Below are 18,187 nucleotides of genomic sequence, written 5' to 3'. Positions count from 1 at the left end.
TTTTCGGTACAAATCCTGCCCCTTGTGGGCGGAATCTTCTCTTATTGGAGGAGGTTCATGGCCGGCTCCTTGTGGGCGGTCTTCTTTCCCCTCTGCTCCCCTGCTCCCCTACCTCTTCTTGATGCTCCCACAGCTTTGGGCTGTGGGATTACCAGACTTTATTTTATTGGTGGGCTTTTCACTTGAGTGGTTCTAATTCAGTCTCCTAAATCCTCTAAATCCTCGGTCATACCGGGGTTTATTAATGTAATGTCGTACTCACTTGAATCCGTTTGCCCCAAACGCTGAGAGTTTCTTAAGAGGTAATAAATGGCACGTACTTGAGGACCAAAAACGATCTCGTCTTCATTTTTTAGATCGTGGGCTGGCATCTTGCGTCCATTAATCATCAAACCGTTGGAACTAGGCTTTCCTTTGGCATCGCCATCTACTATTCGGTAATAGTAGCTATGACTATTATGCTCTCGTGGCAATCTCACTAATGTGGCATGACGGCGGGAGACAAACTGCGACATCAAACGGATATTACATTCGCGGTCTCTACCAATAGAATAGACGGGCTGCTCTAAAGAAAATTCCTTGCGACCTTGATCGTCTTCAAGAATCAGTAGATGGTTTTCATTGATTTCTGCTGCCATTGACAAATCGTTGCTAAAATCGGTGGAACTTTGATTAATCAAGATTTGTTTAGTATCGTATCTTGCCATTCTCACGCACCTTAGTTTGTGCTGGCGATTTAAATCAGGTTTAAAACTGCATAATACCTTGAAAGAGTAGAACATGGCCGTTCTACTCGTCATTTGTCATTTGTCATTTGTCCTCTCTTGCAAAGTCTCGATCCAAGGAAAGCTGAGCTTTTGACCTTGTGCTTTGTCCTTTGCTAGTTCAGAATAACGAATGACCAATGACTAATGACTAATCAGAACCTCCACGACTAAATAAGCAACTTAAATGCGTAACAGTTTAGAAATAAGCAAGATTTGTGCTTGAAAATCCTGCTTGACAATAATATTCTACGGGTGTTGAGACAAACGCCGTAATAATATTGAGTTTGTGACGACGCTAACAGAGCTAAAAGCCATTAACGCAGCAGCACCGGATGGGTTAAGAACAAAACCGAGACTAGGGAACAAAACACCTGCTGCTAAAGGAATACCAACTGTATTATATGCAAAAGCCCAGAATAGATTTTGGCGAATTTTGTTGAAGGTGGCGCGACTGAGTTGAATAGATTCGACGACATCGTTTAAGCGATCGCGCATTAGGACAATTTCAGCAGTTTCCATGGCCACATCTGTCCCTGAGTATAAAGCAATTCCGACATCGGCTTGGGATAAAGCTGGGGCATCGTTGATGCCATCACCAATCATTGCGACAAAGGATTGGGGATTGGGGATTGGGGATTGGGGATGGGGAAGAATTTTTCTTAGTCCCCAGTCCCTAGTCCCCAGTCCCTCTTTCTGGAGAGACTGTATTGCAGCCGCTTTTTTAGCCGGGGGGACACCTGCGATCACATCAGTGCTATCTAATCCTAATTCTTTGGCTATGGCGTTGGCTGCTTCTAGGCGATCGCCACTGAGGAGCATTACCCGTAAGCCCATGTGACGTAACTTGTTTACGGTGGTTTTAGCATCTGGTCTCAGGGGATCGGAAACAGCAATTAGTCCGGCTAAAGTTCCGCCAACTGCCACGAAAACCACGGTTTTACCAGCTGTTGCCCAATCCTGTGCTACCTGTTGTGCAGTTTCGCTGATGGCAATTCCATGCCAACTCAACCAGTCCGAATTACCCAACAGCACGATTGTGCCTTCTACTACAGCTGACACCCCCAGTCCTGGTTCCGTGTGAAAGTCCACAGCCTCTGGAATCGATAACTCCTGCTGCTGTGCTTCTTGCTGAATCGCTTTTGCTAGGGGATGGTGAGTACCGCTTTCTACGGCTGCGGCTAGTTGTATTAGGGATTGGGGATTGGGGATTGGGGATTGGGGATTGGGGAAGAGGGTGGGGGGACAAGGGGAATTGGGGACAAGGGGAAAGACTTGTTGCAAGTTATCCCCCTCTCTCCTTGTCTCCTTGTCTCCTTGTGCCCTTGTCCCTAGTCCCCAGTCCCTAGTCCCCAGTCCCTCAATTAACAAACAATCTGTGACGACGGGGTTACCTGTGGTCAAGGTGCCGGTTTTATCAAAAACTACGGTGTTTAGCTTGTGTACTTTTTCTAAAACATCGCCGCCCTTGATTAACAGACCCCGTTCTGCGCCCATACCAGTGCCGACAAGAATGGCTGTTGGTGTGGCTAGTCCCAAAGCACAGGGACAGGCGACTACCATGACGGCGATCGCTAATTTTAAGCTAATTAATAGGGGAGAGTGGGTAGAGACGGGATTAATCGCGTCTGTACTGAGTGGGGAGTGGTGAGCCATTTCCATGCCGCCAGACATGGTGACATCAGCAGTCCAGATGTGAGTGCCAAAAAAGTACCAAAAGATAAATGTTAATACAGATGCTGTCAATACCCCGTAGGTAAAGTAACCTGCGACTGTATCTGCTAATTTTTGTACTGGGGCTTTGCGGGTTTGGGCGGCTTCTACTAGGGCAACAATTTGAGCTAAAGTTGTATCGCTGCCGACACGTGTTGCTTGAATGGCGATCGCCCCTGAGTAGTTTAGTGTCCCAGCTGTCACCGGATCTCCCGGTTGCTTGCTCACTGGTACTGCTTCCCCAGTTAACATCGACTCATCGACTGTTGTTTGACCAGCTATCACTTCACCATCAACGGGGATTTTATCACCTGGCAGCACCTGCAAACATTCTCCAACCCGCACCTGTTCAGCGGGAATCTCTACACTAGAAGACCCGATTCCCGCTTCCTCTGGGTTGGCAATCAACCGCGCTAAGAGTGGCTGGAGTGCCAGCAATTGCCTAAATGCCGCGGCAGCGCGACCTCTAGCTTGTTGCTCTAATGTTCTTCCTAAGAGAATAAAGCCCAGCATCATTACTGGTTCGTCAAAGAAGCACTCCCAACCCATTTGGGGAAACAGCAGCGCTACTAAACTAGCAATGTAGGCTGTCAGGGTTCCCAATCCCACCAACGTGTTCATGTTAGGTGCGTTTCGCCGCCACCCCAGCCAACCATCTACAAAAATCGGGCGGCCAGGAATTAGGATGGCGATCGTTGCCAGTCCACAGTGAAACCAGATATTATCCAATATTGGCAGCACTGAACTGCCAATATTACCAAAATGTCCACTTGCCGACAATACCAGCAACAGGGCAGCGATCGCCAACTGCCTGAGTGAAGAGTGCATTTGTTGGCGTTGCCGTTCTGCTGGGTCTGGTAAGTTAGATATCTCCCCTGCTACTGTACCACTGGCTTTTCGGGGTTGAGTCGGAAATCCAACGGCTGTTAATTGCTTTGCCAGTGCATCTGCATCTACCACACCCGCTTGTGACTCTACAACTGCTACCTCTGTTGCCAGGTTCACACAGGCGCTTTTGACTCCTGGATGCTGGCTTAGCTGTCGCTCTACAGCCTTCACACACCCAGCGCACTTCATACCTCCAACATCTAGAATAATTTTCTCTAGGATTGGGGCAAATTCTCGGTCTACCTTAGTTTTGGGAACAAGTTGCATGGCAAGTGTTTGGATTCGCTACGAAAATTCAACGCCTGACTAAAAGCGTCTCTAATTCGAGCGTAGGCGAAATCTGGAACTACGACTGAATGTCAACCATATTAAATTTATTAATTTATCCTACCGCGCCGAGCGTCAATTACGGCTCCAGCGTAGATACAGCAGATTTCAAGTTGCTGAAGTACAAAAGCTTACCCTGTCTTACTTCCCAATTCTGGATTCTGAATTCTGAATTCTGCTGTAAGTCACATAAATAATAGCTGCAACCTGCATTGGCATCAGGACAATGAGGCTTTTCCAAAAATTGTCAATTTCTAAATGAGACATGACGTTGAAATACCCTATGCCCAACAAGAAAAACATGACCCAGCTCAGCTGTTTAGGTTTGAGAATGACCATATCAATAGGAATAAATGTAAAACTGCTGCTATCAATTGGCTTAGTACAGCACAGCGTCAAGCCAGCTACCATCGCTTAGCAGACAAGGGGCTAAACCCGCATTTCTCACAAGCTTGAGATTAGAGGGGCAGAGGGGCAGAGGGGCAGAGGGGCAGAGGGGCAGAGGGGATTGAACTTGGCACATTGAACTCTCCCCTGCTCCCCTGCTCCCCTGCTCAAGAGCACAAGGTTTTGAGAGATGTGGTGAGAAATCCGGGTAAAGCCCCTTGTTCAATGTAGGCAAACTTCCGCCACGGTGTACTAAGCTAAAACACATCTAATTTGCAGATGAAAATTTTCTCAATATCTTGTGGGGTGGGCATCTTGCCCGCCCTGATTATGCAACTTGAATGCTGATTAGCTTAGAACCAACCCTGCTTATTCACAAAGTAGGTATTCACAAATTCTTCAGGGGACTTATTCAAGTAGATCATGCCTTCAATTAAACCTACAAGTTGCATAACCAATAAGGCAACGCCGTAGGTGAAAGAACCCCCGACTACGGAGATTACCAACATGATAAAGCCTTCTGGGGCATATCCCAGAATCAACTTATGAACGCCAAATCCTCCAAGGATAATGCCACAGTAACCAGCTAAAAGTTGTTTAGTAGGATGACTGGGGTTGAGATTTGCCATATGAGTGCTGCTCCTTAAGAAGTGAGGTATAAAAATAAAGTCTTTATTGTAATAAGAGTGACTAAATATATTTGCTAAACAAATATATTTTTAATTTTTTTAGTGTGAGTAAGTGCCAGGATCAAGAACTAAAATCAGCGTGCTTTTAGTCTAGAGGAGACACTGGCAAGATTCAGACATCAAATGTCTTTCAACATAGCCCGAAAATTTGTAGCTCGTTGACGGCTTTTGCTGGATTTGATTGCAAATCCTGGTGCAGCAATTCTACTGATTTTCAGACAAGAGATTTATCTTGAAAAGAATCAACCTCAGTCATCAGCAATAATTGCTATGCATACCACTTTTTACAAGTCCATCAGTATTATTTCCGGAGTTTTTGGCGATCGCAGCAATAACGAGTATTGGTTGTTTGGGTAGTAAAAATGTGTAATTCTAACTTCTTTCTTAGTTATCAATAACTATTTGCGCTAGTGCAAACTGGATTTGCAATCCAATTAATTACGACAAAAATAACTTGGTAAGGCAATTAACATCTCGAAAATAGCTAAAATTACCCGAATTAAGAATAAATGCTTAGCTGGATAGTTTGTTGTCTATGTTCAGAGCATTATTTAATTTGCTTTTGCCGTTGTTTGGCTTTTAGCGAGTATTTATGCTTACAACCAATTATGACTAGTAAATTGTTGCTATCTATGGAGATAAAATCAGATATTTCCATTTTTAGCAATAGTATTAAATTTGTACTAATTACTACCAAGTATAAACAGGCTTAATAAAGTACCACTATTCCAGAGGCTGTGGAGGAGGATAGGAGCGAGGAGATTGCGCGATCGCGTGTAGACTACCCCCAATACAATGCCTAATGCGGTGAGTGGCAGAATTTCCGACAAGCTCAGGTGAGCGATCGCAAACAGCGAGCTACTGACAAGAATTGATGCCCATACGGGTAAATAACGAGTGAGAGAGGGTAACAAAAAGCCGCGAAATAGAAGTTCTTCAAAAAATGGAGCTGCGATCGCCGCTGTAAAGAAAAACATACCAAGTGCTACACCATCTTGGCTTTCGAGCGCTAGTTGCAACAGGGGATTGCTACCACCTTGTCCTTGCCAGAGTTGTTGATTGATTAAAGATACTACTACAACTATGGGTAAAGCAGCGCAATAGCCCCCCAGTCCCCAGAAAAACCAGTTATCTTGAAAACGGAAGCGAAACCAGAATTCCGGTAGTGGAAAAAAGCGTTTAATAGAGAAATACAGCACTGACAACGCCCCGGATGCTACCAGTATGTAACTAACTAAAACAGAAAAAGCTTGAAGTCGGACATCAGTAACGGGACGCGGTATAGGGAGCAGTGATAGTAGTACGGGCACAAAAAGTTGTCCCATGAAGAAAAAGCCGACGACAAAAACCTGCAAAACCGTTTCCACATCCCAAGGCGTGGACCAAGCTAAATCAGCATTTTGACCTAATAAAGAGGCTTTTCCTTTGAGTAAACGTTGAGCAAATAAGAAAACCAGCAGTATTAGACCAATTAATGCTGCCAAAGTCGGAATAGTACCAATAATTGCTAATTTCAACACTGCACCAGCAGCAGCTTCTTGTTGTGCAGCTTTCACTGCTGATAGGGCTTGTTGTCGCTGCTGGAGTTGATATAGCTGAACCAAAGCAGTAGAGCGAAACCAACCTTCTAAATTCTTTTGAATCGGTTGTTGAGCATCGGGGAGCAGGCGGGGAGGATTACTCCACAGTCCACTCAATACAGCAGCAGTTTCCCCAAATTCTGGATTGATATCTGAGCGTTTTTGTAATTCGCTCCAAGTTTTGAAGGCTGTATCCGTCTGTCCTTGCTGTGCTTGTAAAATTCCCAGCCGCAAGTCTAATTCAGCTAGTAATTTTTGTAGTTCCTTAAAAGACTTCTGTAACTGTTGCTGCTGTGATTGTTGGGCAGTTTTAGTAGTAGGAGAAACGTCTGGTAGAGGTTTAGGGAGTGTGGGAGTTATTTCAGGTTGAGAACGCAATTGTGCAAGTTTGTTGTTAACTTTATCCAAATTATTTTGAACAGATTGACGCGCTTCCTCATACTGCTTGGTAGCACTTTCTAGGGGTTGCTCACCAAGTATCGCTTCTCGAATCGCCTGGAGATTGTCATCGCTGCTATCTTGTGATTGCCAAGCTTGGGCTTGTAGAGCAATATTAATTTGATACAGTTCTAAGCGGCTTTGAAACTGAGGTTCTTGCCAACTACCAAATAAAGACAAAACTGCCAACAGAACTGCTATTGGCGTCATGATAAAAATTAAAATTAACCGCTTGAGTGTCATCTGTCCCTCTTTTATCTGACTCAGTGCTGAGTGGGGAGTAGGGAGTAGTGAGTGGGGAGTTAGGAGTTATTTTCTTACCCTGCTCCCTCATCTCCCTCATCTCCCTCATCCCCGCGTCCCCGCGTCCCCCTTGGGAATTATCGCAAGAAAAAGTCAGAGGTGGATAGATATTATCAATATTATGAGTCTGCGATGTCTACGACGGGCTACGCCTACGCACCCGCTATGTTAAATTACAACCCATTGCACTGCTTCCCCTCCGCCGAGGATCTGCCTGATTCTGACGATGAACCTGTGGATAATCAACTACAACACTTGATTCCTGGCTTGCTAGAAGCGATCTTAGCTTGGCTGTGGGCAAACCGCATGGATTGGTTTTTTGGCGTTGATATGGGGATTTATTACGATCCCGAATTACCTCCAATTGTGCCCGATGGATTTTTAAGTTTGGGAGTCGAGCGAGTTTTTGATGAAAACTTGCGCTTGAGTTATGTGTTGTGGGAAGAAAAGGTGATGCCAATTGTGGCATTAGAAGTTGTTTCTCATAGACGGCGTGGAGAATACACCAGCATAAAGAAACTTTATGCCCAGATGGAGATTTTGTATTATGTTGTCTACAATCCCCAACGCCGGAGAAAATCACCTTTAGAAGTTTACCGTTTTATAAATGGCGAATATGTATTACAGCCTGGAAATCCGGTTTGGTTACCAGAAGTAGGTTTAGCAATTGGTTATCAACGGGGAACTTATCAGGGAATTACGCGGGATTGGTTGTATTGGTATGACAAAGAAGGAGTCAGATATTTAACACCAGAAGAACGAGCTAGTGCTGCTGAAAGACGCGCTACCACTGCTGAACAACGCGCTCAAAGGCTGGCAGAAGAATTGCGAAGGTTGGGAATAAATCCAGATACTTTGAATTAATTTAGTCAGTGACTCAATTTTGGATTTTAGATTTAAGGGACTTCCAATAAAAAACATTCCATCCCTGCGGGACGCTCCGCGAACGTAGGGGCGCACAGCTGTGCGCCCCTACAAATGTACAAATAATTTGGGATAATTTATTTTTTGGAAGTCCCTAAATATTTGGTTCAGCTAACAAGTTTTTCTCCTTTGAGCATCCGTGATGCAGCTTCTAATAACGCTTCTTCCAGATAAGGCTTGGTAAAGTAGCCACTTGCACCGAGTTGAACTGCCATTTGTCTGTGCTTGTCTGCACCCCGTGAGGTAAGCATTGCGATGGGTAGGTGGTTGAGATTAGAGTCTTTCTGAATGCGAGAGAGTAACTCCAGACCATCGCAACGGGGCATTTCGATGTCGCAAAATACGATATCACAAGGCAGACCGGAGCGGAGTTTATCCCAAGCTTCCTGACCATCACGTGCTTGTTCTACGCGATAACCTGCTTTGTTGAATGTCAGAGAGAGCAATTCTCGGACTGTGATTGAGTCATCGACAATCAGCACTGTCGGGTCAATCTTGGTAGCGGGGATGTCTGTAGGAGTAGATTTTTGTTGCCAAGAACTACCACCAATTTGCGTAGAAATTCGTCCCTGGAAGATGTCGATGATTTCTAGCACGTCGGCGATGGGCATAATCCGACCATCACCCAGAACTGTAGCACCAGCTACACCAATGGGTTTGGGTGCTGGCCCTTCAAATTGCTTAATTACAATTTCTTGTTCGCTCAACACCAAGTCAATCTGTAGGGCAATCAAAGTATTTGCCGATCGCACCACAACCACAGAAACCATATCATCATCTCGGGTGCCGCCATAGACATTACCGCGACTAATTTGGCGATTGAAGGTTAAAAGTTCCTTCAAAGGTCGGAATGGCAGTAGGGTATCACGCCAAGAAATAAATGATTGTCCATTGGCGTTATGCTGAATATTTTTGAGTGGGATATCGAGGGTATCTTCTACACCGTCCATCGGGAAGGCAACTCTGGCTCTATCGGAGACACAACACAGAGCTTTACAAATACTGAGAGTCAGTGGCAAACGAATTGTGAAAGTGGTTCCCTTGCCAATTGCCGAATCGGTGTTCACTGTGCCCCGAATTTCGCTAATGGCAGAACGCACTACGTCCATACCCACACCGCGACCAGAAATTTCGTCTGCCTGGTCTTTGATGCTAAAACCAGAGTGGAAAAGTAGATCGTAGACTTCTAGGCGAGATATGGTTTTTGCCTGAGCTTCCGTAATCATGCCAATTTTGACTGCCTTAGCCTTAACCCGTGCGGGATCGATACCTGCACCGTCATCGCCTACAGAAATCACAGTTTGGTTACCTTGATGGAAGGCACGAATAGTAATGATTCCCACAGGTGGCTTACCAGCAGCTTGCCTTTGTTCTGGCGTTTCAATACCGTGAGCGATCGCATTATTCAGCATGTGCGTTAGCGGATCGCTGAGGTGATCTAAAATCATCTTGTCAATTAAGGTATCGCCGCCTTCAATCACCAACTCTACTTGTTTGCCACACTTGATGGCGTTGTCGCGCACACCTCGCCGCCAGCGATCGATAGTTTGGGCAAAAGGCACCATTCGCGCTCTTGTTAGTCCTTCTTGTAGCTGGGTGGTTACCTGGCGGAATTGCCGTGCTACTCGTTCAGTTTCTTCGGTGACAAAATCAATGTCACTAGCTGACTCACGCACTCGGACAATGCGCTCAATCATCTGCTGGGAGAGTGTATGGAACGGAGTAAAGCGATCCATTTCTAGCTCGCTAAAGCCTCTATCGGAATTAGAGTCCTCGGAATGGAAGCCAGAGTCTTTGGTTTTGCGTCCGGCTAACAGAGAAGCTTCCAAAAGCGATCGCTCGTACAATTCTTGCATCCTCGCTCCCACATCTGAGAGTTGTTGTACCTGAATCAGCAAGTTATCTAATGATTGCCGTAGTCGTTCGTGATCCTGCTCTAAGGTGTTGCGATTTACCACCAACTCCCCAACCAAATTACTCATATCGTCCAGTTGCTTAACTGGAACCTTCATCGTTTCTTCAAATCTCGCAGCACGACGAGTAGATGGGCGTGCAGTTTTACTTGTATTCGATTTTGCCAGAGTGGAGTGTGATATTGTTTGATCTGCTTCTGCTAGCAACTTTTCCAAGTCGCTAAATTCATCTGTGCGCGGTGGAGGGGAAATTTTCGGTGGGATTGGTTGAGTTAAGGGCTGGCGGCTAGATACAGCAGCCTCATTCTTATCTGTACCTAGCAATTCTTCCAGGGCAGCAAAATCTAGTTCTGGTATCTGCTTTGCTTTAGGAACAGGTGCTAATTGCTCTCCTAGTAATGCTTCCAAGTTGGCAAATTCATCTTCTGAAGCAACTACTTCAACGGTTTCTGTTTCCGTCAATTCTTCAGTCAGGGCAACAGCATTTTCTTCCTCTAACACTGATGCAGTTTCAGATGTCTCTCCTAAATTCAAGAAATTCGCTTCTAGATTTTCATCTGTTTCTACATTTCCTTGAATATCTGTTTCTGTTAAAGAAATTTCTGTAAACAATAAATCATTTGTGAAACTCAGTTCTGCACTTTCTATATTTGGATTTTCTGTAAAATCAAAAGCAGTTTCTAAATTATTATTTTCAGTATCTAAAACTTCTGGATTTCTCTGGAATAATTCTGAAGTTTCTGGAGTTGATAGTTCACCCACCACATCATCTGTAATTTCCATCTGAATATAGGTGGAATTGTCAACAACTCCATCCTCAAACAGCAGTTGCGGATTTTCATCAAAGGAGCCGAACAAATCATCTGCCTGTGCTTGGGATAATTCTGAGGTTTCTAAAGTTGATAGTTCACCCACTACATCATCTGTAATTTCCATTTGAATATAGGTGGAATTATCAACGGCTACATCCTCAAACAACTCTTGTGGATTTTCATCAAAGGAGCCAAACAAATCACCTAGCTGTGCTTGGGATAATTCTGAAGTTTCTAAAGTTGATAGTTCACCCACCACATCATCTGTAATTTCCATCTGAATATAGGTGGAATTATCAACGGCCACATCCTCAAACAGCAGTTGTGGATTTTCATCAAAGGAGCCGAACAAATCACCTGGCTGTGCTTGGGATAATTCTGAAGTTTCTAAAATCGATAGTTCACCCACCACATCATCTGTAATTTCCATCTGAATATAGGTGGAATTATCAACGGCTACATCCTCAAACAACTCTTGTGGGTTTTTATCAAAGGAGCTAAAGGAATTAAATTCTAAATCGGAAGATGTTTGAGGAGAATCAACAGCAGATATCTCTGGGGGCTGATTAGTAAATTCTGGAATGAAATCTACAGTTTCTGGTTGTTGTGATAAGCTATGAATTTCTTCTACTACAGGATGCAGTGTGAACGACGGTGCTGATTCTTCTAATGTCGCTTGTTCATTAATTTCAGAAAAAATCGTTGAATCACCCGGTGCTAATTCTTCAAATAAATCATCTCCAGCATCCGCTGATAATATCAGATCTAGTTCTTCCTCGTCCTGGAAATTCAGATCAAAATTTTCTATATCCAAACTGCCCATAGCAGAAAGTGTGGACTGCTGACTCTCCGCAAAAATATCATCAGCCTTAGTAGTAAATAGATTTTCTTCTAATGTTTTTTCTACATTTTGTTCAGCTAAAGAATTTGATTCTTCTGTGCTTTCCTGGTTCCAGAAGTTACTCAAATCATCTTCTGCCGGAGAAAAATTAGATGTATCTATCGAGGATATATCAAATAAATCACCACTTTTAGAATTGTTTATAGGTAGTATTGAATGTTCTTCTGTTTCACCAAATAGATTATCTAAAGACAAATCTGTTGGCTGAGATAATTCTATGTAATCATTAGGGGTAATTTCTTGTACCCAATTTTTATTTTCAGTTTCTAAAAATAAATTATCAAGACTGTTTTCTTGGTTGCTCGATAGTTCTACACTAGCAAAAACATCATTTTCTGGTTGAGTTACTTCGCCTGTAATTAACAGTTCATTATCATCATCGAGTGTCAGCGCCAATAAATCCGCAACTACATCGTTTTCATCCAGACTATTTGCGACAACCTCTTCAATTGGTTGTTCCGTAAATTCTGGTAAAATTGCCTCAGAATCAGCATCTAAATTTAAATCGAGTTCGTTGATATCACTAAAGTCTAAATTCGTCGCAGAAATTTCTTGATTTCGTGGTTCTGAGTTTTCTTTTTCTAGGAAGTTGTCGCCAAATAACAGAGATAAATCTTCTGTCTTAGCGGTAGTCTTGGTCTGTTGTTCATTGCTGGCATCATCATCAAACGAAAGTAAATCTGATAAATCGCCATCAGTATCTTCAGTTTCATTGCTACTAAGATCAATTCCCAATTCATCGGTAGCGGTAATATCTAAAGTTTCTTCTTGTTGCCAAGGTTCATCTAAATCAGGAGTCTCGCCTTCAAATAAATCGGCAAGGGTATTTAACTCAGCTATTCCTACTTCTGGACCATTGGGGTCATGATTCCTACTGATTGGATGCGCTTCCTCGTGTGGAGTGAAAGTAAAGCTATTTCCAGTTGCAGCGTTTGATGATGTTTTTTGTAACTCAAAAGAAGCGTGTCCACTAGTATCTTCTTCTAAATTCAGTTCTTCAATTGGCTCAGATAAATTATTTATGATTAACTGTTCGGCGTCCTCAGTTTCTTGAGCGATTGACTCTGCTGGAGACTCAAGGTCAAACAAATCAGGGGGAATTTCTAACAACTCAATTTCTGCAAAATTCAACAGTGCTTCTAGTTGTTGACTTATTGCAATTTCGGCTTCCTTACCTTGCAGAACTAATTCTTGAGCTTGCTTGATTTCAGTAATAACAATTTTAGCTAAAGTTAGATAAGTATTTTCGGGATTGGCGATCGCACTTGCTGCCGCTTGACACAAACCGCACCACTTGGATAAATTCCAAGTTTCACCAAGTTTGACTAACTGATGACAGCATTCCTGGAGGTTTTGCCGAGTTGAAGATGTTGTTGTTTGCTTAAACAATTGCAACATTTCCCGCAGGATTTGTAGCACCTGGGTTTGAAACTCGCTCCAATCATGATTTTCTTTGGCGCTGGCTGAGAATGACACCTCCTGGGATGCGACAGCGAACGATATTTCTGTCGATTCCTGATGCCCGTCTTCTGCCAAACTGGGAATATCTCGCCGCAGGAAAAGTTCTGTGAGTGTGGAGACATTATCTACAGAACCTGCAAGTTCCGTTCCAGATGAATTGCCTACTCCACTGTTTCCTCGTTCTACAAGCTGTTCTAGATGCTCATTCAGCCACTGAAAAACAGGCTCAGTTTCTGACATCAATGTATTAGCTGTCTCTTCAGAAAGACCATACGGGCCGCTCAAATGCTCTAACAGCGCTTTCAGGGTATCAGATACGCCGAGAAATAAAGACTCTAACTTTTGATCAATCTGAACCGGATGTTCTTTAAGAACTTTGAAACAATCTTCCAGACGGTGGGATGTATGCTGGATGCTAGTCAATCCAAGCATCGCCGCTCCTCCTTTAATGGAGTGAGCCGCCCGGAAGACCTCACCGATCATTTCCGGGTCGTTCAGGGTACCCTCTAGATTCAGCAACCCCTGTTCAATGGTGTTCAGGTGGTCTCTGGCTTCTTCAATAAAGTAACCCAAAATCCGCTGTTGTTGTTCCGGCAGCATAGCAAAAGTTATGAGTTATGAGTTGTGAGTTGTGAGTTATGAATTATGAGTTATGAGTTATGAGTTATGAGTTATGAGTTGTGAGTTGTGAGTTATGAGTTGTGAGTTGTGATTTTTATTTCTAACTCCTCACTCCTAACTCCTAACTTGATTTCAAGTTGTAATTTTTATTTTTAACTCCTCACTCCTAACTCCTAACTTTTTTACCTAGTTTCAAGGGTTTCTACTCGGAAACGTTCCACGGAGGCGATCAAGTCACGGGACACACCTACTAGGTGTTGTAGGGCACCTGAAACTCGCTGTGCTTCCTGGGAAGTTTCTTGGGCTGTGAGTTCTACTGATTGCATTACGTGAGCAACGGCGCGGGAGGTTTCCGTTTGTTCTACAGTGTCGCTGGTAATGGAACGCACCAGAATATCGATGCGATTCGCCACTTGAATAATGTTTTCGAGCGATCGCTTGGCTTCTTCTGCCAATTTTGTGCCTTTAATTACTTGTTGTGTGCCTTCTTCCATCGCGGTCATTACGGAGCCTGTTTCGCTTTGGATTTGCATCACAATTTGTTCAATTTCTTTCAAGGATTTGGCAGATTTGTCTGCTAATTGGCGGACTTCATCTGCTACAATCGCAAACCCGCGTCCAGCTTCTCCCGCCCTCGCCGCTTCAATACTAGCGTTGAGTGCCAGCAAGTTTGTTCTGGAAGCAATCTGAGAAATCAACGCCACAATTTTAGAAATTTCTTGGGAAGATTCCGCCAGCCGCTTCACTTTGCGAGTTGTTTCGGCAACGGTTTCTCGAATTTCCAAAATCCCCGCCACAGTATTTTCTACTGCTTCGCCACCCTTGAGAGCGATCGTACTTGCATCGCGGGCAACGGTTTCGGCTTCCCGCGCTGCTTCTGCTACCCGCTGAATCGAGTCGGTCATCACCTGTACAGAATTCAGCGTCACTGCCAACTCTTCTGCTTGCCGCAAAGCATCACTAGATAAGGCTCTAGCAAAGGTTTCGGAGTTAGTTGCACCTTTTGTCACTTCCTTGGCTGCCACTTTTACCTGTTGGACAATATCCCGCAGGTTTTGAATTGTCAGGTTAAAAGCGTCAGCTACGGCTCCCAGAACGTCGGCTGTGACTTCAGCTTGCACTGTTAAATCGCCTCTGGCAGCTCCTTCCACATCATCCAAGAGGCGAATCACCTGGCGTTGCAGATTTTCTTTGGCTTCCTCTTGTTCATCGGCTTTGCGTTGGGCTTCATTTGTGGTCGTGAAAATTACTCGCGCCATTTCATTAAAGCCACTAGCTAAATGCCCCAATTCATCTTCCGAATACACCGTAGCTTGAGCATTCAGATTTCCTTGGCGTACAGCCTCAAACTGAGTCTCCAAATCCTTGGTTGTGCGGCGAATTTGCTTGAGTGTGATATTCCCCATGAAGCCTGCGGTAGCAAAACCCGTCAGTCCGGCAGCCAGTGCCATTGCCCAACCTGTATTTCGGACACTTTCCCTTTGTTGGGGTGGAGAAAATGTTGTGGCGAGAAAGCTGACTGTGGCTACAACCAGCGCCGAGGCAATACCCACACTCCCACCAATTAACCATTGCTTCCTTTCTATGGGGGCATTTTCTAATGGTGCTAACCAGCCTTGCTCAACGCTGACATTGGGTTCTACCTTGGAGACATCTGCTTGGTTAAAGGCTGGAACTGGTTCGTGTGAACCAGTAATCGTGAATAGTTCTTCTTCACGATCTGCTGCATTACTTGAAAAAGCCTGCACAACTTGGGAGCGTCCAGTACCACTGGTTTCTGCTGCGGCAGAATGCATTGCTATGTCAGCGAAGTCAGAATCTCCTTCGATCAGGTCAAACCCTGGAATATTCCCTAAATCATCAAATTCTTCAAAGTCATCTAAAAATTCTATATTGCTCTTAGAATTTTCTCGATGCATTACATTGTTTGACTCTTCATCAGAGGATAAGCTCTCTGATCCAAAGGCAGACTCAAATGCTTCCAGATCAAAATTTTCATCCTCATCAAAGCTATTTTTGTCTGAAAATTGAAGTGATTGAAACTGCTTTTTATCCGAAATAAAATTTTTGTCCAAAGATGAAGAATCATCAGAAAAATTTGGTTGAAATTCTTCTTCAGCTTCCAATTCTCTTTTTTCCAACCAACTCTTAGGTTGGGTTTCCGACAAATTTTCTTGACTATTGTATCCTGAGTTATTGGTTGTAAACCTATTGCTTGGTTCTTTTTCAGCAATCAGTATAGTTTCATCTGCAAAATGATGCTGTGGAAGTTCTAAACTTTCAACACTGAAATCTTGAGGATCTGACTCACTCAACAAATCAGCAAAATTATTGTTACTATTACCAGTTTGTGAATTAGAAGCTGAAGAGTAGTTATTATTGTGAATATCTGAATTTTCGTTAGTAGAATTTATTTCATTGTCTGCAAAATGATTATTCACTAATGATTCTTCCAGACTCTCTTCGGAGCTATCTTCTTGCCAAAAAGCAGGTAATTCTAATTCTGCGTTTTCCTCCCAACGGCTGCTATTGGAATCTTGTTCGTCTAATTCTTCATTTAAGGCAAAAGGATCTTCACCAAAATTTATAGAAGAATCTGATATGTTTTCTGTTTCAATACTGCCTTCTGTGGCTATATTAAATGGATTGTTTGAAGATAGTTCTTCAACTGTATTCACAGTTTGTCGATCCTCTTCAAAAAAGTTCAAATCCAGGTTTTTGCTGTCAAATTCCTCACTAGCAGGCAAATCTTCTAATTCTTCTTCGCTATATGCCAGCGCATCAGACATCTCTAGGGAATTTATTTGCTCTTGACTTGCTGATGTATCAATCTGACCACCAAACGACTCTAGATATTGATTAATATTCTCAATTCCATTATTGGCAAAAGCAATAATTTCTGGGTCCTTAGTCAAGTCTAATACCTGTTGATATTCTTGTTTTGCAACATCATACTGTTGCAAAACGTAGTAGATGTGACCCCTTAATAAATGAGAATTTGGATCATTTGGTAAATTTTGCACCACTTGGTCAACTAAAGTGGCGGCAACGTCATAATTTCTTTGAACATAGGCGGTCATCGCCTGTTGATATGTTGGCTCGTAACCATCAATACTTGCTGCCATTTCCTCCTCCAATTTCATCCTGCCCATCGCGCACTCCGTATAATTGCCATTTGATCGAGCAGTCGTAGACACTGATTATTTTTAGCACCTAGTACCCACTCTCCACGTAAAAAAGGAGCCATAGTATCTGGAACACTAGTTGGTGGCATGAGATTTTGGACATCCAGCCAGTCCATACCACCGATTTCTTCTACTGCTAAACCCACGATTGTGTCTTGTTCTTCAATGGCAATCACCGGAATTTCAGCTTTATCTGTGTTTAATGCACTTGGTTCCCCCAGAAATTGACCCAAATCAGCCACCCAAATAACTCGACCTCGTAAATTTAGAGTACCCAAAAGTAAAGGAGAAGCATTAGGAATCGGGGTGATTCTATCAGGACTTAGTTCAATTACTTCCCGGATGCCAGTTGCTTGTAGTGCAAACTCCTGATGCGAGGGAATGTAAAACCTCAAATGTAACTCACCTTCAGGACTTTCTACTTGTAATTCTGGTCGGAAATGATCTTGACCACTGCCACTTAAAAAGTCCGGTTTGCTGACCATATTGCTTTTATCCTTATCCTCGCAGCAGTTGTTTGACTGTTCCTACCAACTCAGTTGGTTGAAAGGGTTTGGCGATGTAGGCGTCTGCACCTTGTTTCATGCCCCAGTAGCGATCGAATTCTTCACCTTTGGAAGAACACATAACTACAGGAACATTTTGGGTTTTCGGATCGGATTTTAACCGCCGACAAACTTCGTAGCCGTTCATCCGGGGCATGACAATATCCAATACCACTAAATCGGGAGGTGCTACTTGAATTGCCTCCAATGCTTCTAATCCGTCACTGGCATGGGTGACTGTTAGTCCAGTTGCTTTCAGGAGATCTGTAATCATCTCCCTTTGCGCGATACTGTCTTCTACAATCAGAACTGTACTCATAAGTGTCTATCTACCTCCTGATGTAACGTTCCTAATTTGGAACATTCCCTGATTCCCCCGCAAGTATTAACTGTATAAATTAAATTTAGTTTTTCGCTAATTTCCTGGATAGTGAGGTTTCACTGGGTTGGCTCATTCTGTGATAACATCTTTTACCTCATCTTTTAGTAGATCCACAAGTATTGGATCGCTTTATATTTTGGATTTTGGATTTTAGATTTTAGATTGTTCAATCCAAAATCCGTCTTGAAAAGCTTTGATGCCTCTGTCTTGCCGCCCTCTGGGCTTCTACGCCGAAAGCCCTAGCTATTTTGGATTTTGGATTTTAGATTTTAGATTGTTCAATCCAAAATCCGTCTTGAAAAGCTTTGATGCCTCTGTCTTGCTGCCCTCTGGGCTTCTACGCCCAAAGCCCTA

General features: G+C 43.5%; 11 protein-coding genes. 2 read left to right on the top strand and 9 right to left on the bottom strand.

What is annotated here, in order from left to right; genetic code table 11:
* Positions 1-197: 197 nt before the first annotated feature.
* From IQ276_RS03455 to IQ276_RS03440, 4 genes are all read right to left on the bottom strand, one after another.
* Positions 198-707, bottom strand: a complete 510-nt coding sequence (locus IQ276_RS03455; RefSeq protein ID WP_190879376.1) for an FHA domain-containing protein — start codon at positions 705-707, stop codon at positions 198-200.
* A gap of 306 nt (positions 708-1,013) precedes the next feature.
* Positions 1,014-3,632 carry a heavy metal translocating P-type ATPase gene (locus tag IQ276_RS03450; protein WP_235115387.1) on the bottom strand — a complete coding sequence of 873 codons (2,619 nt, stop codon included), beginning with the start codon at positions 3,630-3,632 and terminating at the stop codon, positions 1,014-1,016.
* A gap of 201 nt (positions 3,633-3,833) precedes the next feature.
* Positions 3,834-4,103 (bottom strand): hypothetical protein, encoded by a 270-nt coding sequence (locus tag IQ276_RS03445; RefSeq protein WP_235115386.1) that lies wholly within the window; start codon positions 4,101-4,103, stop codon positions 3,834-3,836.
* A 329-nt stretch (positions 4,104-4,432) separates the two neighbouring features.
* Positions 4,433-4,708, bottom strand: a complete 276-nt coding sequence (locus IQ276_RS03440; RefSeq protein ID WP_073641034.1) for a TM2 domain-containing protein — start codon at positions 4,706-4,708, stop codon at positions 4,433-4,435.
* Positions 4,709-4,936: 228 nt separating this feature from the next.
* Between IQ276_RS03440 and IQ276_RS03435 the strand changes: the two genes are divergently transcribed.
* On the top strand, positions 4,937-5,125 hold the full coding sequence (locus IQ276_RS03435; RefSeq protein WP_193919702.1) for a hypothetical protein: 189 nt from the start codon (positions 4,937-4,939) through the stop codon (positions 5,123-5,125).
* A 326-nt stretch (positions 5,126-5,451) separates the two neighbouring features.
* Here the strand turns inward: IQ276_RS03435 and IQ276_RS03430 are convergent, their stop codons facing one another.
* The gene (locus tag IQ276_RS03430) at positions 5,452-7,029 is read right to left on the bottom strand and encodes a CPBP family intramembrane glutamic endopeptidase (protein ID WP_193919700.1); all 1,578 of its coding nucleotides are present in this window, start codon (positions 7,027-7,029) and stop codon (positions 5,452-5,454) included.
* A 225-nt stretch (positions 7,030-7,254) separates the two neighbouring features.
* Between IQ276_RS03430 and IQ276_RS03425 the strand changes: the two genes are divergently transcribed.
* Entirely contained in the window at positions 7,255-7,953 is a 699-nt protein-coding gene (locus IQ276_RS03425; protein WP_193919705.1) for a Uma2 family endonuclease, read from the top strand.
* Between the two features lie 167 nt (positions 7,954-8,120).
* Here IQ276_RS03425 and IQ276_RS03420 read toward each other — a convergent pair whose 3' ends face one another.
* From IQ276_RS03420 to IQ276_RS03405, 4 genes are all read right to left on the bottom strand, one after another.
* Entirely contained in the window at positions 8,121-13,700 is a 5,580-nt protein-coding gene (locus tag IQ276_RS03420) for a hybrid sensor histidine kinase/response regulator (RefSeq protein WP_235115385.1), read from the bottom strand.
* A gap of 203 nt (positions 13,701-13,903) precedes the next feature.
* Positions 13,904-16,846: a methyl-accepting chemotaxis protein gene (locus IQ276_RS03415; RefSeq protein WP_193918975.1), complete on the bottom strand. Its 2,943-nt coding sequence runs from the start codon at positions 16,844-16,846 to the stop codon at positions 13,904-13,906.
* A 14-nt stretch (positions 16,847-16,860) separates the two neighbouring features.
* Entirely contained in the window at positions 16,861-17,391 is a 531-nt protein-coding gene (locus IQ276_RS03410; RefSeq protein WP_073641039.1) for a chemotaxis protein CheW, read from the bottom strand.
* 13 nt (positions 17,392-17,404) lie between these two features.
* Positions 17,405-17,770 carry a response regulator transcription factor gene (locus IQ276_RS03405; protein ID WP_012412195.1) on the bottom strand — a complete coding sequence of 122 codons (366 nt, stop codon included), beginning with the start codon at positions 17,768-17,770 and terminating at the stop codon, positions 17,405-17,407.
* Positions 17,771-18,187: the final 417 nt, after the last annotated feature.

Origin of the sequence: Desmonostoc muscorum LEGE 12446, assembly GCF_015207005.2 — a bacterium.
GTDB lineage: Bacteria > Cyanobacteriota > Cyanobacteriia > Cyanobacteriales > Nostocaceae > Nostoc > Nostoc muscorum.
The sequence above is the reverse complement of the archived record's forward strand: the minus strand, read 5'-3'. Positions and strand labels throughout refer to the sequence as shown.